Here is a 19817-nt window from a genome sequence, read left to right on the forward strand (position 1 = left end):
GATTGCGTGCCAGTTTTTTATCTGATTGTTTTTACTCTATAAATAAAATTATGCTCATTAATGAGTAGTCAAAATGACTATCAATCAAATGGTCAATATGACAATATCTATAGTCAAATTGACAGTGAGGCAAAGATGAGTTTTTCCGTTGATGTGCTGGCGAATATCGCCATCGAATTGCAGCGTGGGATTGGTCATCAGGATCGTTTTCAGCGCCTGATCACCACGCTACGTCAGGTGCTGGAGTGCGATGCGTCTGCGTTGCTACGTTACGATTCGCGGCAGTTTATTCCGCTTGCCATCGACGGTCTGGCAAAGGATGTACTCGGTAGACGCTTTGCGCTGGAAGGGCATCCACGGCTGGAAGCGATTGCCCGCGCCGGGGATGTGGTGCGCTTTCCCGCAGACAGCGAATTGCCCGATCCCTATGACGGTTTGATTCCTGGGCAGGAGAGTCTGAAGGTTCACGCCTGCGTTGGTCTGCCATTGTTTGCCGGGCAAAACCTGATCGGCGCACTGACGCTCGACGGGATGCAGCCCGATCAGTTCGATGTTTTCAGCGACGAAGAGCTACGGCTGATTGCTGCGCTGGCGGCGGGAGCGTTAAGCAATGCGTTGCTGATTGAACAACTGGAAAGCCAGAATATGATGCCAGGCGATGCCACGCCGTTTGAAGCGGTGAAACAGACGCAGATGATTGGCTTGTCCCCTGGCATGACGCAACTGAAAAAAGAGATTGAGATTGTGGCGGCGTCCGATCTCAACGTCCTGATCAGCGGTGAGACGGGAACCGGTAAGGAGCTGGTGGCGAAAGCGATTCATGAAGCCTCGCCACGGGCGGTGAATCCGCTGGTCTATCTCAACTGTGCCGCACTGCCGGAAAGTGTGGCGGAAAGTGAACTGTTCGGGCATGTGAAAGGAGCCTTTACTGGCGCTATCAGTAACCGCAGCGGGAAGTTTGAAATGGCGGATAACGGCACTCTGTTTCTGGATGAGATCGGCGAGTTGTCGTTGGCATTGCAGGCCAAGCTGCTGAGGGTGTTGCAGTATGGCGATATTCAGCGCGTTGGCGATGACCGCAGTTTGCGGGTCGATGTGCGCGTGCTGGCGGCGACTAACCGCGACTTACGCGAAGAGGTGCTGGCAGGGCGATTTCGCGCTGACTTGTTTCATCGCCTGAGCGTGTTTCCACTTTCGGTGCCGCCGCTGCGTGAGCGGGGCGATGATGTCATTCTGCTGGCGGGGTATTTCTGCGAGCAGTGTCGTTTGCGGCTGGGGCTCTCCCGCGTGGTATTAAGTGCCGGAGCGCGAAATTTACTGCAACACTATCGTTTTCCGGGGAACGTGCGCGAACTGGAACATGCTATTCATCGGGCGGTAGTGCTGTCGAGAGCCACCCGCAACGGCGATGAAGTGATTCTTGAGGCGCAACATTTTGCTTTTCCTGAGGTGACGTTGCCGACGCCAGAAGTGGCGGCGGTGCCCGTTGTTAAGCAAAACCTGCGTGAAGCGACAGAAGCGTTCCAGCGTGAAACTATTCGTCAGGCGCTGGCACAAAATCATCACAACTGGGCTGCCTGCGCGCGGATGCTGGAAACCGACGTCGCCAACCTGCATCGGCTGGCGAAACGTCTGGGAATGAAGGATTAAATAATCCCGGCCTGATAGAAATCCTGCAGGTTAATTGCGCCGGTGAGTTTGCCGTTTTCATCTACCACCGGTGCGGCAGTGATTTTGCGCTTCATCAGGATCTCTTTGGCGTCGATGGCGCGACTTTGCGATTGCAACGTGGTGCCGCCGACCGTCATCGCTTCATTAACTGGCGTGGTGAGTGCGCCGCCGCCAACCAGCCAGCGACGTAAATCGCCGTCGGTAAAGACGCCTTGTACCTGTTGTTGAGCGTCACATACCGCCACCAGCCCCAGACCGGTGCGGCTGAGTTCCAGCATCGCATCCATCACGCTGGCGGTTAACGCCACCTGTGGGATGGCATCGTCACGGCGCATCAGATGATGCACTTTATTCAGCAAGCGAGCGCCCAGTGCCCCGGCTGGGTGGGAGCGGGCAAAATCTTCTTCATTAAATCCGCGCGCCTGCATGACCGCCATCGCCAGCGCGTCACCCATCATCAGGGTATTGACGGTGCTGGAGGTCGGCGCAAGGTGCATCGGGCAGGCTTCGCGTTCTACGGAGATATCCAGCACCGCTTTTGCCGCCAGGCCCAGCGGTGACGTCGGTTTGCCGGTCATCGCCAGCAGCGCGATAGATTTATCTTCCAGACGCGGAATAATCAGATCCAGTTCCTTCGCGCCACCGGAGTAAGAGATAAACAGCATCACATCGCGGCTTTCAATCATCCCCAGATCGCCGTGCAGTGCTTCTGCCGGATGGACAAAAAAAGCCGGTGTGCCGGTACTGGCAAGTGTTGCGGCGATTTTCTTACCAATGTGGCCCGATTTGCCAATTCCCGAAACCACCACTTTGCCTTCGCAGTGCAGGATGATATTGGCGGCGCGAACAAAATCATCGCCCAGACGTTCCGGTAAACGGCTTGCTTCCTGCAACTCCAGCATTAACGTCTGACGTCCCGCGTTCAGTAGTGCTTCACTCATTGCTCTCTCCGGTTATGATCACATCGATCCCTTTCTCTTCCAGCGCCTGACGAAACGCCGGATCGATACCTGCGTCGGTAATCAGCTTATCGACGCTTTCAAGACTGCAAACTACGTTGGGGCTTTTACGGCCAAACTTTGATGAGTCCGCCATCAAAATCACTTCGCGCGCGGCATTGCACATTGCCTTACTGACGGTATAAACCTCGTTGAAGGTGGTTACGCCCGCATTGAGATCGATGCCGTCGGTGCCCATAAACAATTTATCGAAACTGAAATGTTCGAAGGCATTCTCTGCCAGCTGTCCGTGAAATGAGGCCGATTTTTTACGAAACGTTCCGCCTGGCATCAGGATAGTTTGTTCGTTATCCAGTTCGGATAGCGCATTGACGATATGCAGGCTGTTGGTCATCACCGTGATGTTATTAAAGCGCGAGAGCAGGGGAACCATCTGCAAAACGGTACTGCCAGCATCAAGAATGATCGAATCGCCATCATGGATAAAACTAACGGCAGCTTCTGCAATCAGCTCTTTCTTGTGGGTGTTGATGAGTGTTTTATGATCGATAGGCGGATCGGATTCCTCTTTATTCAACACCACTCCGCCATAAGTACGAATGACGGTTCCTGCATGTTCCAGAATGACCAGATCTTTGCGAATGGTTGTGCCTGTGGTGTCAAAGTATTGCGCCAATTCTTCAACCGAGCATTTACCCTGCTTTTGCAGATACTCCAGAATGGCGGCCTGACGCTGACGAGGTTTCATGGGCGTGATTACCTGATTTAGGTTTCAAAATGATAACTTCGCAAGCAAGTAACATTCACAACGAAATTATCCACGTTTCAGTTTAAGCGCCAATGATAGAGCATTCTGTGATAGTGGATCATGGGGAAAGATCACATCGGGTTGTAAATCACCCGCATGCATGCCGGTAATTGCGGGAATTTTTTGCGGTCGGGCGAAGATGGTCAGTCCTTTCATAAACAAGGTGTCGACGATGCGCTGCTGATCGTCCAGCGCGATGGCGACCACGACCCGCGGTTTAAAGCGCCCGCTGGAACGGCCCACGCCAACCCGACCTTGCTGGCATAGTGTGTCGAAGGCACGGTTAAAACGAGAAATTTGCCAGCCGCCTAAGGCCAGTTGCGCACACCAGGCGATAACGGCGACAGTGATGAGTGCGGATACCATAACTTTTCCTTAATGTAGTGGCGGAAGTCCTGTAGGCCTGATGAGCGTAGCGCATCAGGCATTCTATTAGTCTCACGGAGATCCTTAACGGATCTCCGCTGTTGATCAGAACATCACCTGACCGCCGGTGACATTGATCGACTGACCAGTGCAGTACGACGCCTTAGGACTGGCGTAGAACAGCAGCATATTCAGCACATCCTGATAATCGCAGCCGCGTTTGAGCGGTACTTTATCGATGTAATACTGCTCGACTTGATCCGGTTTGATACCCAGCTTGGTCGCGTATTGTGGCAACAGCGACTGAAACATCGGCGATTTCAGCAGGTTACCCAGCATCAGTGAATGCACCGTAATGCCGTACTCTGCCAGATCCAGCGCCAGTGATTGAGTCAGCCCGACGCCACCAAATTTCGCTGCGCTGTAGCCAGAGTTGTGTTTGCTGCCCACTTTGCCGGATTTCGAGTTGATCTGAATAATGCGACCCTGAATCCCGTCGCGGATCATCAAACGCGAAAATTCACGGGCACACAGGAAATAACCCACCAGATTCACCTGTAGCGAACGGTCAAAATCGCCGAGCTGGAAGTCGCTGATAAAGGCTGCTTTTGCAATTCCGGCGCTGTAGACCAGCAAATCCACGCGACCAAAGATTTCATCTACCCCACGAGAGAGCGCCAGAACGCTTTGCTCGCTGGTGGCGTCAGCACCAAAACCATACGCTGTTCCTTCACCATATTCGGCGTTAATTTCTTGTGCCACATTTGCGGCTTTGTCGCTCTGAATATCGACAACCGCGACGCGATACCCCTCGGCAGCCAGACCGTGGCACAGGAACGCGCCTAAGGTTTGCCCACCACCGATGACAACGGCAACCTGATTCATTTTTTACTCCTTAACAGATTCAAACTTCAAAACCGATCCCGGCGCGATATCGTCGGGTACAGGGCCTGCCACATGGACAGTGCCCGGAAATTCCGCTTCGTTTAAACCATCGAAGCGCAGGGTGACATGACCCAGTTCGCGAAGGTTGTCTTCCGCCACGCTGCCAACAGCGGTCACCGGATAGCGATGCTGCCCGAGCGTAAATTGCAAACCGGGATGGAGTGCACCTTTCAACTCGCCGTGGCAATGAATGAAGCAATACTCTTCGAGGTCCGCTGGCGCGCCTTCACGAAAGGTGATGAGCATCTGGTCGCTGAGGGCGTCAGTGGCACTCGCGCCAATACGGGTGATGGTGGTCTGATAAATAACGGTCATGTTTCAGCCTCTATTGATAGATAAAACCGGAGGCAAACCAGGCGATCAGTACAGTCGGTGCGCCGGTTAAAAAGCGGCTCACCAGTACAGAAGGGACACCGACGCGAACCGTGTCCTGACGGGCTTCCGCCAGCGACAAACCGACCGGGATGAAGTCGCAGGCCGCCTGCGCGTTGATGGCAAACAGTGCCGGTAAAGCCAGATGCGGCGGAATATTGCCGAGACCAATCTGCACGCCAATCAATACGCCGATAACCTGTGCGATAACTGCGCCTGGGCCGAGGAAAGGTGAAAGCAGCGGGAAGGAGCAGATGAGCGCCAGCATGACCAGACCCAGTGGATGGCTCGCCAGCGGAGCAAGACCGTGGGCAATCCAGTCACCAAGGCCAGAAGCCATAATGATGCCAATGAGCGCCGAAACGAATGCCATAAACGGCAGAATGGTTTTTAATACAGTGTCGATGGTGTCACGACCAGATTGAAACAACACGGCAACGGCAGAACCCATACTCATTCCCACCTTCGCCAGTAAACCATCGCTTTGTTCGGTGATTTTCTTGCTGGTGTCATAGTCACGGCCCACGGAAGAGGGGTGTGGTGCCGCATCACCCACTACAGTGATGTTTTCTTCTTTTACGCCAGAGACATAAATATCTTCCACAATGTACTGCGCCAGCGGACCGGACTTGCCCGTCGAGTGGATATTAATGGTGGGAATACGCCGTTTCGGATAGATGCCGCAGCGTAATGTGCCGCCACAGTCGATTACCGCAATGCCAATTTCCGCCTCCGCGGGTTCACCTTCTTTAAATCCGTCAATAGCCTGCCAGCCAGTAAGCTGTGCCAGTTTGTCAACAATCGCAGGCCGGGTACCGGCGGTGATATAGACGATTTTTTTGCCCGGCGTGGCTTTCAGCTCAAGCGGGCCGCCCCAGCCACCCGTTCCTTTTTCGATCCGAATATGCGTCATGATGTTGCTCCTGCCAGGTGAACTTTTTGTTCAAGTTGAATGCCCATCTTTTTCTCAAAAATGGCGGTGGTCAGATCGGTCACCCAGCCGCGGAAGAAGTTGGTGACCAGACCAACCAGCAGATAACTCACCGCCAGTGGGCCAAGTGGCAGGTTCAGCGTTGTCAGACCGCTGGCAATGCCAAGATAAACAAACAGTTCGCCAGGGTTGATATGGGGGAAGAGGCCATTCATTGAGTGGCAGCTATAAGAGGCCGCCGCGTAGTAGCTGGGTTTGTACTTTTCCGGCATAAAGCGACCCAGGCTTAAGGTCATCGGATTGCAAAAGACAAACGTGCCAATGCACGGTAACAGCAGGTAACGGGAAACAGGGTTACCGGCGCAACGTTGAGCAAAACGTTCAATACGATGCTGACCGATAAAATTAATCAGTGCGTTCATGATAACCAGCAGGCTAATCAACAGCGGAAGAATGCCGGTCACCATCCCGGTAAACACCTCTCCGCCCTTTTGGAACAGCCCGATAAACCACTCAGCACCATGAGTAATGGTTTCTATCATTGTTCTCTCCTTCAGGATTTATTGTTTTATTACCAAACGGCAACCTAATCTAATCAGATTGAAAGATTTAAAAGTGTTATTTTGATCGCAAAATGAAAGATAAATATTTTAATTTGAAAGTTTGAATAAAAGGATAGCGAGGGGAATGAGTTGAGTTATGTAAAGTCCGTATCGGGCAGTGACTACCGCTTCCTTGTGCGGGGCGTGATGCTTTACCATACTTGCCCCTGGTTGAATCTGTTAAATGGACCCCTCATGTTCAAGCGTCGTTATGTAACATTGCTTCCCCTTTTTGTGTTGCTTGCCGCCTGTAGCAGCAAGCCAAAACCTACTGAGACTGATACGACCACCGGAACGCCGTCTGGCGGCTTCCTGCTTGAGCCGCAGCACAATGTGATGCAGATGGGCGGCGATTTCGCTAATAACCCGAATGCCCAGCAGTTCATCGACAAAATGGTGAACAAACACGGTTTCGATCGTCAGCAGTTGCAGGAAATTCTCTCCCAGGCGAAACGTCTGGATTCGGTACTGCGGCTGATGGATAACCAGGCACCAACCACATCGGTGAAACCGCCATCAGGTCCGAACGGCGCATGGCTGCGTTATCGCAAAAAATTTATTACGCCGGACAACGTGCAGAACGGTGTGGTTTTCTGGAATCAGTATGAAGATGCGTTGAATCGCGCGTGGCAGGTGTATGGCGTACCGCCGGAAATTATCGTCGGGATTATCGGCGTTGAAACCCGCTGGGGGCGCGTGATGGGGAAAACTCGCATCCTCGATGCGCTGGCAACGCTGTCATTTAACTACCCACGCCGCGCGGAGTATTTCTCTGGCGAGCTGGAAACCTTCCTGTTGATGGCGCGCGACGAGCAGGACGATCCGCTCAATCTGAAAGGTTCCTTTGCCGGGGCGATGGGCTACGGACAGTTTATGCCGTCGTCTTACAAACAATATGCGGTAGATTTCAGCGGCGACGGGCATATCAACCTGTGGGATCCGGTTGATGCGATCGGTAGCGTGGCGAACTATTTCAAAGCGCACGGCTGGGTGAAAGGCGATCAGGTCGCGGTAATGGCAAACGGTCAGGCTCCAGGCTTGCCAAATGGCTTCAAAACTAAGTACAGCATTTCGCAGCTTGCCGCCGCAGGTTTAACGCCACAGCAGCCGCTGGGCAACCATCAACAAGCCAGCCTGCTGCGTCTGGATGTTGGCACCGGCTACCAGTACTGGTACGGTCTGCCGAACTTCTACACCATCACCCGTTACAACCACAGCACCCATTACGCAATGGCGGTCTGGCAGTTAGGACAAGCCGTGGCGCTGGCGCGAGTACAGTAGCTATTTACAAGAGGGGGGCGTGAGCTTCCCTCTGGCTAATCAGCTTTTTTCTGAATCCTCCTCGTAAAATTGCAACGCCAACACCATCTTCCTGACGAAAGTGCTATCTTGTCCGGCATAAATTTTTGACTGACAGAGGTTGTGATGACTGACAGTGAACTGATGCAGTTAAGTGAACAGGTTGGGCAGGCGCTGAAAGCCCGTGGCGCAACCGTAACAACTGCCGAGTCTTGTACCGGTGGTTGGGTAGCGAAAGTGATTACCGATATTGCCGGTAGCTCCGCCTGGTTTGAACGCGGATTTGTCACCTACAGTAACGAAGCCAAAGCGCAGATGATCGGCGTACGCGAAGAGACGCTGGCGCAGCATGGCGCGGTGAGTGAACCCGTCGTGGTGGAAATGGCGATAGGCGCACTGAAAGCGGCTCGTGCTGATTATGCCGTGTCTATTAGTGGTATCGCCGGGCCGGATGGCGGCAGTGAAGAGAAGCCTGTCGGCACCGTCTGGTTTGCTTTTGCCACTGCCCGCGGTGAAGGCATTACCCGGCGGGAATGCTTCAGCGGCGACCGTGATGCGGTGCGTCGTCAGGCTACTGCGTATGCATTGCAGACCTTGTGGCAACAATTTCTACAAAACACTTGATACTGTATGAGCATACAGTATAATTGCTTCAACAGAACATATTGACTATCCGGTATTACCCGGCATGACAGGAGTAAAAATGGCTATCGACGAAAACAAACAGAAAGCGTTGGCGGCAGCACTGGGCCAGATTGAGAAACAATTTGGTAAAGGCTCCATCATGCGCCTGGGTGAAGACCGTTCCATGGATGTGGAAACCATCTCTACCGGTTCGCTTTCACTGGATATCGCGCTTGGGGCAGGTGGTCTGCCGATGGGCCGTATCGTCGAAATCTACGGACCGGAATCTTCCGGTAAAACCACGCTGACGCTGCAGGTGATCGCCGCAGCGCAGCGTGAAGGTAAAACCTGTGCGTTTATCGATGCTGAACACGCGCTGGACCCAATCTACGCACGTAAACTGGGCGTCGATATCGACAACCTGCTGTGCTCCCAGCCGGACACCGGCGAGCAGGCACTGGAAATCTGTGACGCCCTGGCGCGTTCTGGCGCAGTAGACGTTATCGTCGTTGACTCCGTGGCGGCACTGACGCCGAAAGCGGAAATCGAAGGCGAAATCGGCGACTCTCACATGGGCCTTGCGGCACGTATGATGAGCCAGGCGATGCGTAAGCTGGCGGGTAACCTGAAGCAGTCCAACACGCTGCTGATCTTCATCAACCAGATCCGTATGAAAATTGGTGTGATGTTCGGTAACCCGGAAACCACTACCGGTGGTAACGCGCTGAAATTCTACGCCTCTGTTCGTCTCGACATCCGTCGTATCGGCGCGGTGAAAGAGGGCGAAAACGTGGTGGGTAGCGAAACCCGCGTGAAAGTGGTGAAGAACAAAATCGCTGCGCCGTTTAAACAGGCTGAATTCCAGATCCTCTACGGCGAAGGTATCAACTTCTACGGCGAACTGGTTGACCTGGGCGTAAAAGAGAAGCTGATCGAGAAAGCAGGCGCGTGGTACAGCTACAAAGGTGAGAAGATCGGTCAGGGTAAAGCGAATGCGACTGCCTGGCTGAAAGATAACCCGGAAACCGCGAAAGAGATCGAGAAGAAAGTACGTGAGTTGCTGCTGAGCAACCCGAACTCAACGCCGGATTTCTCTGTAGATGATAGCGAAGGCGTAGCAGAAACTAACGAAGATTTTTAATCGTCTTGTTTGATACACAAGGGTCGCATCTGCGGCCCTTTTGCTTTTTTAAGTTGTAAGGATATGCCATGACAGAATCAACATCCCGTCGCCCGGCATATGCTCGCCTGTTGGATCGTGCGGTACGCATTCTGGCGGTGCGCGATCACAGTGAGCAAGAACTGCGACGTAAACTCGCGGCACCGATTATGGGCAAAAATGGCCCAGAAGAGATTGATGCTACGGCAGAAGATTACGAGCGCGTTATTGCCTGGTGCCATGAACATGGCTATCTCGATGACAGCCGATTTGTTGCGCGCTTTATCGTCAGCCGTAGCCGCAAAGGTTATGGACCTGCGCGTATTCGCCAGGAACTGAATCAGAAAGGTATTTCCCGCGAAGCGACAGAAAAAGCGATGCGTGAATGTGACATCGACTGGTGCGCACTGGCGCGCGATCAGGCGACGCGAAAATATGGCGAACCTTTGCCAACTGTCTTTTCAGAAAAAGTTAAGATCCAGCGTTTTCTGCTCTATCGTGGCTATCTGATGGAAGATATCCAGGAGATTTGGCGAAATTTTGCCGACTGAACGCATACGGTATTTTACTTCCCAGTCAAGAAAACTTATCTTATTCCCACTTTTCAGTTACCAGCCCGGCGGTTAAGACACGCTGGAGCTGGTGGCGATATTTCGTTAGCTTGATTTCAGGATAATTATGAGCAAGAGCACCGCTGAGATCCGTCAGGCGTTTCTCGACTTTTTCCATAGTAAGGGACATCAGGTAGTTGCCAGCAGCTCCCTGGTACCCCATAACGACCCAACTTTGTTGTTTACCAACGCCGGGATGAACCAGTTCAAGGATGTGTTCCTTGGGCTCGACAAGCGTAATTATTCCCGCGCTACCACTTCCCAACGCTGCGTGCGTGCGGGTGGTAAACACAACGACCTGGAAAACGTCGGTTACACCGCGCGTCACCATACCTTCTTCGAAATGCTGGGCAACTTCAGCTTCGGCGACTATTTCAAACACGATGCCATTCAGTTTGCATGGGAACTGCTGACCAGCGAAAAATGGTTTGCCCTGCCGAAAGAGCGTCTGTGGGTTACCGTCTATGAAAGCGACGACGAAGCCTACGAAATCTGGGAAAAAGAAGTAGGGATCCCGCGCGAACGTATTATTCGCATCGGCGATAACAAAGGTGCGCCATACGCATCTGACAACTTCTGGCAGATGGGTGACACTGGTCCGTGCGGCCCGTGCACCGAAATCTTCTACGATCACGGCGACCACATTTGGGGGGCCTTCCGGGAAGCCCGGAAGAAGACGGCGACCGCTACATTGAGATCTGGAACATCGTCTTCATGCAGTTCAACCGCCAGGCCGATGGCACGATGGAACCGCTGCCGAAGCCGTCTGTAGATACCGGTATGGGTCTGGAGCGTATTGCTGCGGTGCTGCAACACGTTAACTCTAACTATGACATCGACCTGTTCCGCACGCTGATCCAGGCGGTAGCGAAAGTCACTGGCGCAACCGATCTGAGCAATAAATCGCTGCGCGTAATCGCTGACCACATTCGTTCTTGTGCGTTCCTGATCGCGGATGGCGTAATGCCGTCCAATGAAAACCGTGGTTATGTACTGCGTCGTATCATTCGTCGCGCAGTGCGTCACGGTAATATGCTCGGCGCGAAAGAAACCTTCTTCTACAAACTGGTTGGTCCGCTGATCGACGTTATGGGCTCTGCGGGTGAAGACCTGAAACGCCAGCAGGCGCAGGTTGAGCAGGTGCTGAAGACTGAAGAAGAGCAGTTTGCTCGTACTCTGGAGCGCGGTCTGGCGTTGCTGGATGAAGAGCTGGCAAAACTTTCTGGTGATACGCTGGATGGTGAAACTGCTTTCCGTCTGTACGACACCTATGGCTTCCCGGTTGACCTGACGGCTGATGTTTGTCGTGAGCGCAACATCAAAGTTGACGAAGCTGGTTTTGAAGCTGCAATGGAAGAGCAGCGTCGTCGCGCGCGCGAAGCCAGCGGCTTTGGTGCCGATTACAACGCAATGATCCGTGTTGACAGTGCATCTGAATTTAAAGGCTATGACCATCTGGAACTGAACGGCAAAGTGACTGCGCTGTTTGTTGATGGTAAAGCGGTTGATGCCATCAATGCAGGCCAGGAAGCTGTGGTCGTGCTGGATCAAACGCCATTCTATGCGGAATCCGGCGGTCAGGTTGGCGATAAAGGCGAACTGAAAGGCGCTAACTTCTCCTTTGCGGTGGAAGATACGCAGAAATACGGCCAGGCGATTGGTCACATCGGTAAACTTGCTGCGGGTTCTCTGAAAGTGGGCGACGCGGTGCAGGCTGATGTTGATGAGGCTCGTCGCGCCCGTATTCGTCTGAATCACTCCGCAACGCACCTGATGCACGCTGCGCTGCGCCAGGTTCTGGGTACTCATGTATCGCAGAAAGGTTCACTGGTTAACGACAAGGTGCTGCGCTTCGACTTCTCACACAACGAAGCGATGAAACCAGAAGAGATTCGTGCGGTCGAAGACCTGGTGAACACACAGATTCGTCGCAATTTGCCGATCGAAACCAACATCATGGATCTCGAAGCGGCGAAAGCGAAAGGTGCGATGGCGCTGTTCGGCGAGAAGTATGATGAGCGCGTACGCGTGCTGAGCATGGGCGATTTCTCTACCGAGTTGTGTGGCGGTACTCACGCCAGCCGCACTGGTGATATTGGTCTGTTCCGCATCATCTCTGAATCGGGTACTGCTGCAGGCGTTCGTCGTATCGAAGCGGTAACCGGAGAAGGTGCTATCGCCACCGTTCATGCAGACAGCGATCGCTTAAGCGAAGTCGCGCATCTGCTGAAAGGCGATAGCAATAATCTGGCTGATAAAGTGCGCTCAGTACTGGAACGTACGCGTCAGCTGGAAAAAGAGTTACAACAGCTTAAAGAACAAGCTGCCGCACAGGAGAGCGCAAATCTTTCCAGTAAGGCAATTGATGTTAATGGTGTTAAGCTGTTGGTTAGCGAGCTTAGCGGTGTTGAGCCGAAAATGTTGCGTACCATGGTTGACGATTTAAAAAATCAGCTGGGGTCGACAATTATCGTGCTGGCAACGGTAGTCGAAGGTAAGGTTTCTCTGATTGCAGGCGTATCTAAGGACGTCACAGATCGTGTGAAAGCAGGGGAACTGATTGGTATGGTCGCTCAGCAGGTGGGCGGCAAGGGTGGTGGACGTCCTGACATGGCGCAAGCCGGTGGTACGGATGCTGCGGCCTTACCTGCAGCGTTAGCCAGTGTGAAAGGCTGGGTCAGCGCGAAATTGCAATAATATAAGCGTCAGGCAATGCCGTGGACTCGCTTCACGGCATTCGCATTAACGCTATCGACAACGATAAAGTCAGGTTGAAGTTGTGTATATCGGCTAAACTTAGGTTTAACAGAATGTAATGCCATGACTGCTTAGATGTAATGTGTTTGTCATTGCTTACTTTTTGGCGTTATATGATGGATAATGCCGGGATACAGAGAGACCCGACTCTTTTAATCTTTCAAGGAGCAAAGAATGCTGATTCTGACTCGTCGAGTTGGTGAGACCCTCATGATTGGGGATGAGGTCACCGTGACAGTTTTAGGGGTAAAGGGCAACCAGGTACGTATTGGCGTAAATGCCCCGAAGGAAGTTTCTGTTCACCGTGAAGAGATCTACCAGCGTATCCAGGCTGAAAAATCCCAGCAGTCCAGTTACTAATCTTTCCGCGTCTCATCTTTATCGGTGAGACGCACCCTCAAAATTTCTCCTTCACTCTATAGTCTTTTCGCTTTACTCCCGTTCATTCAACTTAAGTCTCCATTTTTTTGCATTACTACTATCTGTCAGACCTCCATTCTTCTGTTGATAAAACACTCTTTTTGACGTTTTTACAGACTAATTGAACGTGAAGTGTGCAAACGATAAAAGTGTAGGAAAAATTGTTTGACTTATAAGTCTCAGAAAGTAATATGTGCGCCACGCAGCGACGATGAGCGATAAACAAGTTCTTCGAAGCACTCGTAAGAGGCGTGTGGTGAGGTGGCCGAGAGGCTGAAGGCGCTCCCCTGCTAAGGGAGTATGCGGTCAAAAGCTGCATCCGGGGTTCGAATCCCCGCCTCACCGCCATTTGCATCCGTAGCTCAGCTGGATAGAGTACTCGGCTACGAACCGAGCGGTCGGAGGTTCGAATCCTCCCGGATGCACCATATTCTACGTACCTTCAGCGATGAAGGTATGGAAGAGGTGGCGGTAATAACCGCAGGCACCAGGGAGGATAACGTTGTTTTAGCAACGGCCCGAAGGGCGAGCCGCAAGGCGAGTAATCCTCCCGGATGCACCATCTCTTACTTGATACGGCTTTAGTAGCGGTATCAAAAAATCTGCAGTAAAGTAAGTTTCCCGATGCATCCGTAGCTCAGCTGGATAGAGTACTCGGCTACGAACCGAGCGGTCGGAGGTTCGAATCCTCCCGGATGCACCATCTCTTACTTGATATGGCTTTAGTAGCGGTATCAATATCAGCAGTAAAATAAATTTCCCGATGCATCCGTAGCTCAGCTGGATAGAGTACTCGGCTACGAACCGAGCGGTCGGAGGTTCGAATCCTCCCGGATGCACCATATTCTCCGAAATCTTCAGCAATGAAGGTATCGAAGAGGTAGCGGAATTAACCGCAGGCACTAGGGATGATAACGTTGCTTTAGCAACGGCCCGAAGGGCGAGCCGCAAGGCGAGTAATCCTCCCGGATGCACCATCTCTTAATTGATATGGCTTTAGTAGCGGTATCAATATCAGCAGTAGAATAAGTTTTCCCGATGCATCCGTAGCTCAGCTGGATAGAGTACTCGGCTACGAACCGAGCGGTCGGAGGTTCGAATCCTCCCGGATGCACCATATTCTCCGTAACCTTCAGCAATGAAGGTATCGAAGAGATAGCGGTATTAACCGCAGGCACCAGGAAGGATAACGTTGCGCCAGCAACGGCCCGAAGGGCGAACGTCAGTGAGTCATCCTCCCGGATGCACCATCTTCTCCAAAAAATTTCCTTCAAAAATATCTCATTTCTAAATAACTCCTTTATCCATTTCCTGAATTTTCTTCTCCTTCGCCATCAGCGACAAAATCAAGCAATTACGCTAAAGTAGCGTCATATTTTTCGACTTGCGAGAAGACCATGTACGAGCGTTATGCAGGTTTAATTTTTGATATGGATGGCACAATCCTGGATACGGAGCCTACGCACCGTAAAGCGTGGCGCGAAGTATTAGGGCACTACGGTCTTCAGTACGATATTCAGGCGATGATTGCGCTTAATGGATCGCCCACCTGGCGTATTGCTCAGGCAATTATTGAGCTGAATCAGGCCGATCTCGACCCGCATGCGTTAGCGCGTGAAAAAACAGAAGCAGTAAGAAGTATGCTGCTGGATAGCGTCGAACCGCTTCCTCTTGTTGATGTGGTGAAAAGTTGGCATGGTCGTCGCCCAATGGCTGTAGGAACGGGGAGTGAAAGCGCCATCGCTGAGGCATTGCTGGCGCACCTGGGATTACGCCATTATTTTGACGCCGTCGTCGCTGCCGATCACGTCAAACACCATAAACCCGCGCCAGACACATTTTTGTTGTGCGCGCAGCGTATGGGCGTGCAACCGACGCAGTGTGTGGTCTTTGAAGATGCCGATTTCGGTATTCAGGCGGCCCGTGCAGCAGGCATGGACGCCGTGGATGTTCGCTTGCTGTGAGTGAAGCGTTATCGCTTTTCTCGTTGTTTGCCAGTAGTTTTCTCAGCGCTACACTATTACCCGGCAACTCCGAAGTCGTGCTGGTGGCAATGTTGCTTTCCGGGATCAGTCATCCCTGGGTTTTAGTTTTAACAGCAACAATGGGTAATAGCCTTGGAGGGTTAACTAACGTTATCCTTGGGCGTTTCTTTCCATTGCGTAAAACATCGCGCTGGCAAGAGAAAGCTACCGGCTGGCTGAAACGCTATGGTGCAGTCACGCTATTATTAAGCTGGATGCCCGTGGTTGGCGATTTACTGTGTCTGTTAGCGGGATGGATGCGCATCTCGTGGGGACCGGTAATCTTTTTTTTGTGCCTTGGTAAAGCGTTACGCTATGTTGCAGTTGCAGCAGCGACCGTTCAGGGCATGATGTGGTGGCACTAATTGTAGGCCTGCACATATGGTCACCATTACAGTTATGCTAATTAAAACGATTTTGACAGGCGGGAGGTCAATTTGATCCCGGACGTATCACAGGCGCTGGCCTGGCTGGAAAAACATCCTCAGGCGTTAAAGGGGATACAGCGTGGGCTGGAGCGCGAAACTTTGCGTGTTAATGCTGATGGCACACTGGCAACAACAGGTCATCCTGAAGCATTAGGTTCCGCACTGACGCACAAATGGATTACTACCGATTTTGCGGAAGCATTGCTGGAATTCATTACACCAGTGGATGGTGATATTGAACATATGCTGACCTTTATGCGCGATCTGCATCGTTATACGGCGCGCAATATGGGCGATGAGCGGATGTGGCCGTTAAGTATGCCATGCTACATCGCAGAAGGTCAGGACATCGAACTGGCACAGTACGGCACTTCTAACACCGGATGCTTTAAAACGCTGTATCGTGAAGGGCTGAAAAATCGCTATGGCGCGCTGATGCAAACCATTTCCGGCGTGCACTACAATTTCTCTTTGCCAATGCCATTCTGGCAAGCGAAGTGTGGTGATATCTCGGGCGCTGATGGCAAAGAGAAAATTTCTGCGGGCTATTTCCGCGTTATCCGCAATTACTATCGTTTCGGTTGGGTCATTCCTTATCTGTTTGGCGCGTCTCCGGCGATTTGTTCTTCTTTCCTGCAAGGAAAACCAACATCGCTGCCGTTTGAGAAAACCGAGTGCGGTATGTATTACCTGCCGTATGCGACCTCTCTTCGTTTGAGCGATCTCGGCTATACCAATAAATCGCAAAGCAATCTTGGTATTACCTTCAACGATCTTTACGAGTACGTAGCGGGCCTTAAACAGGCAATCAAAACGCCATCGGAAGAGTACGCGAAGATTGGTATTGAGAAAGACGGTAAGAGGCTGCAAATCAACAGCAACGTGCTGCAGATTGAAAACGAACTGTACGCGCCGATTCGTCCAAAACGCGTTACCCGCAGCGGCGAGTCGCCTTCTGATGCGCTGTTACGTGGCGGTATTGAATATATTGAAGTGCGTTCGCTGGACATCAACCCGTTCTCGCCGATTGGTGTAGATGAACAGCAGGTGCGATTCCTCGACCTGTTTATGGTCTGGTGTGCGCTGGCTGATGCACCGGAAATGAGCAGTAGCGAACTTGCCTGTACACGCGTTAACTGGAACCGGGTGATCCTCGAAGGTCGCAAACCGGGTCTGACGCTGGGTATCGGCTGCGAAACCGCACAGTTCCCGTTACCGCAGGTGGGTAAAGATCTGTTCCGCGATCTGAAACGCGTCGCGCAAACGCTGGATAGCATTAACGGCGGCGAAGCGTATCAGAAAGTGTGTGATGAACTGGTTGCCTGCTTCGATAATCCCGATCTGACTTTCTCTGCCCGTATCTTAAGGTCTATGATTGATACTGGTATTGGCGGAACAGGCAAAGCGTTTGCTGAAGCGTACCGTAATCTGCTGCGTGAAGAGCCGCTGGAAATTCTGCGCGAAGAGGATTTTGTAGCCGAGCGCGAGGCATCTGAACGCCGTCAGCAGGAAATGGAAGCCGCAGATACCGAACCGTTTGCGGTGTGGCTGGAAAAACACGCCTGACAGAAAAGAAAAAGGCCACTCGTGAGTGGCCAAAATTTCATCTCTGAATTCAGGGATGATGATAACAAATGCGCGTCTTTCATATACTCAGACTCGCCTGGGAAGAAAGAGTTCAGAAAATTTTTAAAAAAATTACCGGAGGTGGCTAAATGCCGTTGTTAGATAGCTTCACAGTCGATCATACCCGGATGGAAGCGCCTGCAGTTCGGGTGGCGAAAACAATGAACACCCCGCATGGCGACGCAATCACCGTGTTCGATCTGCGCTTCTGCGTGCCGAACAAAGAAGTGATGCCAGAAAGAGGGATCCATACCCTGGAGCACCTGTTTGCTGGTTTTATGCGTAACCATCTTAACGGTAATGGTGTAGAGATTATCGATATCTCGCCAATGGGCTGCCGCACCGGTTTTTATATGAGTCTGATTGGTACGCCAGATGAGCAGCGTGTTGCTGATGCCTGGAAAGCGGCAATGGAAGACGTGCTGAAAGTGCAGGATCAGAATCAGATCCCGGAACTGAACGTCTACCAGTGTGGCACTTACCAGATGCACTCGTTGCAGGAAGCACAGGATATTGCGCGTAGCATTCTGGAACGTGACGTGCGCATCAACAGCAACGAAGAACTGGCGCTGCCGAAAGAGAAGTTGCAGGAACTGCACATTTAGTCAGTAAACTATCTTCACAATTAATTGAAAAAAGCCAGTTCAAATGAACTGGCTTAGTTGTACTTAGTGCGCACCGCCTCCGCCGCCACCTGCGCCAAATGGCGGTTTAGCAAACCACACCAGCCCCAGCAGGACGAGGAATATCCCAGCTGACATCCAGAAGATCTCATTGGCGGAAATAATCAGCCCCTGGTTGGTGATCTGCTGGGCAATCCAGCCGGAGGCCTGCTGTTGCGTCATCCCAAGCCCTTCCAGTTGACTGTACATCGCCTGGGCGTTTGGGTTAAACGGGTTTACCGACTCAGTCAACTGCGCATGGTGCATCGACTCGCGGTTGGTCCACATGGTCGTGGTTATCGACGTGCCGATAGACCCCGCCAGCGTTCGCGTAAAGTTAGAGAGGCTCGATGCCGCCGCCAGTCGTTCCGGTGGCAAACCAGACAGCGTAATGGTGGTCAGCGGCATAAAGAAGCAGGCCACCGCAAACCCCTGGATAAACTGCGGCCAGGCCGACGCGCCAAAATCCATACCTGGTTCAAAGGTATAGGCACGCCAGTAGAAGCAGACGGCATACATAATAAAGCTGAAGGTTACCAGCCGCCGCATATCCAGTTTATGCGCGAAGCGGCCGATAATCGGCGACAGGATCACCGGAATAATCCCTACCGGCGCAGAGGCCAGACCTGCCCACGTTGCCGTGTAACCGTAGACCTCCTGCAACAACTGCGGCAGCAGAACAATAGCGCCGAAGTAGAGCATATACGCGAGGCTGATACACAAGCAGCCGATGGTGAAGTTGCGCGACTTAAACAACGACAGATCGACTATCGGGTTATCGTCGGTCAGCTCCCAGACAATCAGGAAGCAGATAGCCACCACCGCCACCACGGTAAGGATGATAATTTCCTGTGATGAAAACCAGTCCAGCTCTTTACCGCGGTCGAGCATAATCTGCAGGCTGCCGATACCAATAACCAGCAGTGCCAGCCCCACGGCATCAATCCGCCGCCGTTCGGTGCGGGTTTCACGTCCGCGCAGAGTTTGCAGTGTCATCAACACCACCGCCACGCCAATCGGCACGTTGATGAAGAATATCCAGCCCCAGTGGTAATTATCGCTGATATAACCGCCGAGGATCGGGCCGCAAATTGGCGCGACAATCACCGTCATCGACCACAACGCCAGCGCGATCGAGCGTTTGGCTGGCGGGTAGTTATTCAGCAATAGACTTTGCGAAAGCGGGATCAACGGCCCGGCGACAATCCCCTGAATCACGCGGAAGAAGATCAGCATATTCAGGCTGCTGGAGACACCACACGCCCACGACGCAATAGCAAAGGCGATGGTGGACCAAAGGAACAGTTTCACTTCCCCGACGCGCTTTGCCAGCCAGCCGGTAAGCGGGATCGAGATGGCATTCGCCACCCCGAAAGAAGTGATTACCCACGTTCCCTGGCTGAGCGATGAGCCCAGATTCCCGGCGATAGTGGGGATCGCCACGTTAGCAATGGTGGAGTCCAGCACCTGCATGAATGTCGCCAGTGACAGCGCAATCGTCATAATGACCAGTTGCGCGCCTTCCAGCGGTTTTTGCTGTTGCATCACACGCA

General features: G+C 52.4%; 18 protein-coding genes, 5 tRNA genes and 1 pseudogene. 16 read left to right on the plus strand and 8 right to left on the minus strand.

Annotated elements, in window-relative coordinates:
* Positions 1-135: 135 nt before the first annotated feature.
* A complete protein-coding gene (gene norR, locus AB4H76_RS05860) occupies positions 136-1650 on the plus strand; it encodes a nitric oxide reductase transcriptional regulator NorR (protein WP_000010777.1) in 1515 nt (504 codons plus the stop codon).
* Here norR and gutQ read toward each other — a convergent pair.
* The 7 genes from gutQ to srlA all read right to left on the minus strand — a co-directional run bounded on the left by gutQ (position 1647) and on the right by srlA (position 6594).
* On the minus strand, positions 1647-2612 hold the full coding sequence (gene gutQ / locus AB4H76_RS05865; protein ID WP_001287420.1) for an arabinose-5-phosphate isomerase GutQ: 966 nt from the start codon (positions 2610-2612) through the stop codon (positions 1647-1649). The two genes, norR and gutQ, sit on opposite strands and share 4 nt — an antisense overlap.
* Entirely contained in the window at positions 2605-3378 is a 774-nt protein-coding gene (gene srlR / locus AB4H76_RS05870) for a glucitol operon DNA-binding transcriptional repressor SrlR (protein ID WP_000804546.1), read from the minus strand. The genes gutQ and srlR overlap by 8 nt, the downstream gene beginning before the upstream one ends.
* A gap of 66 nt (positions 3379-3444) precedes the next feature.
* On the minus strand, positions 3445-3804 hold the full coding sequence (gutM, locus tag AB4H76_RS05875) for a transcriptional regulator GutM (protein WP_000252907.1): 360 nt from the start codon (positions 3802-3804) through the stop codon (positions 3445-3447).
* A 105-nt stretch (positions 3805-3909) separates the two neighbouring features.
* Positions 3910-4689, minus strand: coding sequence for a sorbitol-6-phosphate dehydrogenase (gene srlD, locus AB4H76_RS05880; protein ID WP_001077351.1), 780 nt, complete (start codon positions 4687-4689; stop codon positions 3910-3912).
* 3 nt (positions 4690-4692) lie between these two features.
* Positions 4693-5064 carry a PTS glucitol/sorbitol transporter subunit IIA gene (gene srlB / locus AB4H76_RS05885; protein ID WP_000216210.1) on the minus strand — a complete coding sequence of 124 codons (372 nt, stop codon included), beginning with the start codon at positions 5062-5064 and terminating at the stop codon, positions 4693-4695.
* A 10-nt stretch (positions 5065-5074) separates the two neighbouring features.
* Positions 5075-6034, minus strand: a complete 960-nt coding sequence (gene srlE / locus AB4H76_RS05890; RefSeq protein ID WP_073544132.1) for a PTS glucitol/sorbitol transporter subunit IIB — start codon at positions 6032-6034, stop codon at positions 5075-5077.
* Complete coding sequence (gene srlA / locus AB4H76_RS05895; protein ID WP_000573321.1) at positions 6031-6594, minus strand: PTS glucitol/sorbitol transporter subunit IIC; 564 nt, start codon at positions 6592-6594, stop codon at positions 6031-6033. The genes srlE and srlA overlap by 4 nt, the downstream gene beginning before the upstream one ends.
* Positions 6595-6849: 255 nt before the next feature.
* On the opposite strand from srlA, the gene mltB reads away from it, so the two are divergent.
* The 15 genes and pseudogenes from mltB to luxS all read left to right on the plus strand — a co-directional run bounded on the left by mltB (position 6850) and on the right by luxS (position 18207).
* On the plus strand, positions 6850-7935 hold the full coding sequence (gene mltB / locus AB4H76_RS05900; RefSeq protein ID WP_001295177.1) for a lytic murein transglycosylase B: 1086 nt from the start codon (positions 6850-6852) through the stop codon (positions 7933-7935).
* A 144-nt stretch (positions 7936-8079) separates the two neighbouring features.
* A complete protein-coding gene (pncC, locus tag AB4H76_RS05905) occupies positions 8080-8577 on the plus strand; it encodes a nicotinamide-nucleotide amidase (RefSeq protein ID WP_000132231.1) in 498 nt (165 codons plus the stop codon).
* Positions 8578-8656: 79 nt separating this feature from the next.
* Positions 8657-9718 carry a recombinase RecA gene (recA, locus tag AB4H76_RS05910; RefSeq protein ID WP_000963143.1) on the plus strand — a complete coding sequence of 354 codons (1062 nt, stop codon included), beginning with the start codon at positions 8657-8659 and terminating at the stop codon, positions 9716-9718.
* A gap of 68 nt (positions 9719-9786) precedes the next feature.
* Positions 9787-10287, plus strand: coding sequence for a recombination regulator RecX (gene recX / locus AB4H76_RS05915; RefSeq protein ID WP_077491684.1), 501 nt, complete (start codon positions 9787-9789; stop codon positions 10285-10287).
* A gap of 127 nt (positions 10288-10414) precedes the next feature.
* Positions 10415-13044: pseudogene (gene alaS / locus AB4H76_RS05920) on the plus strand (alanine--tRNA ligase).
* A 234-nt stretch (positions 13045-13278) separates the two neighbouring features.
* On the plus strand, positions 13279-13464 hold the full coding sequence (gene csrA / locus AB4H76_RS05925; RefSeq protein ID WP_000906486.1) for a carbon storage regulator CsrA: 186 nt from the start codon (positions 13279-13281) through the stop codon (positions 13462-13464).
* 315 nt (positions 13465-13779) lie between these two features.
* Positions 13780-13872: transfer RNA gene (locus tag AB4H76_RS05930), tRNA-Ser, on the plus strand.
* A 3-nt stretch (positions 13873-13875) separates the two neighbouring features.
* Positions 13876-13952: transfer RNA gene (locus AB4H76_RS05935), tRNA-Arg, on the plus strand.
* A 198-nt stretch (positions 13953-14150) separates the two neighbouring features.
* Positions 14151-14227: transfer RNA gene (locus tag AB4H76_RS05940), tRNA-Arg, on the plus strand.
* A gap of 62 nt (positions 14228-14289) precedes the next feature.
* A tRNA-Arg gene (locus tag AB4H76_RS05945) sits at positions 14290-14366 on the plus strand.
* A 198-nt stretch (positions 14367-14564) separates the two neighbouring features.
* Positions 14565-14641, plus strand: a tRNA-Arg gene (locus tag AB4H76_RS05950).
* A gap of 280 nt (positions 14642-14921) precedes the next feature.
* A complete protein-coding gene (gene yqaB, locus AB4H76_RS05955; protein ID WP_000273290.1) occupies positions 14922-15488 on the plus strand; it encodes a fructose-1-phosphate/6-phosphogluconate phosphatase in 567 nt (188 codons plus the stop codon).
* Positions 15485-15913, plus strand: a complete 429-nt coding sequence (locus AB4H76_RS05960; RefSeq protein WP_001287454.1) for a YqaA family protein — start codon at positions 15485-15487, stop codon at positions 15911-15913. The genes yqaB and AB4H76_RS05960 overlap by 4 nt, the downstream gene beginning before the upstream one ends.
* A 72-nt stretch (positions 15914-15985) precedes the next feature.
* The gene (gene gshA, locus AB4H76_RS05965) at positions 15986-17542 is read left to right on the plus strand and encodes a glutamate--cysteine ligase (RefSeq protein ID WP_077491682.1); all 1557 of its coding nucleotides are present in this window, start codon (positions 15986-15988) and stop codon (positions 17540-17542) included.
* A 149-nt stretch (positions 17543-17691) separates the two neighbouring features.
* Positions 17692-18207 carry an S-ribosylhomocysteine lyase gene (luxS, locus tag AB4H76_RS05970; protein WP_001130211.1) on the plus strand — a complete coding sequence of 172 codons (516 nt, stop codon included), beginning with the start codon at positions 17692-17694 and terminating at the stop codon, positions 18205-18207.
* 63 nt (positions 18208-18270) lie between these two features.
* Here luxS and emrB read toward each other — a convergent pair whose 3' ends face one another.
* The gene (gene emrB, locus AB4H76_RS05975; RefSeq protein WP_001295176.1) at positions 18271-19809 is read right to left on the minus strand and encodes a multidrug efflux MFS transporter permease subunit EmrB; all 1539 of its coding nucleotides are present in this window, start codon (positions 19807-19809) and stop codon (positions 18271-18273) included.
* Between the last annotated feature and the right edge of the window lie 8 nt (positions 19810-19817).

Source organism: Escherichia sp. UTM R2 (genome assembly GCF_048593455.1).
In the GTDB taxonomy this organism is placed as follows: domain Bacteria; phylum Pseudomonadota; class Gammaproteobacteria; order Enterobacterales; family Enterobacteriaceae; genus Escherichia; species Escherichia coli.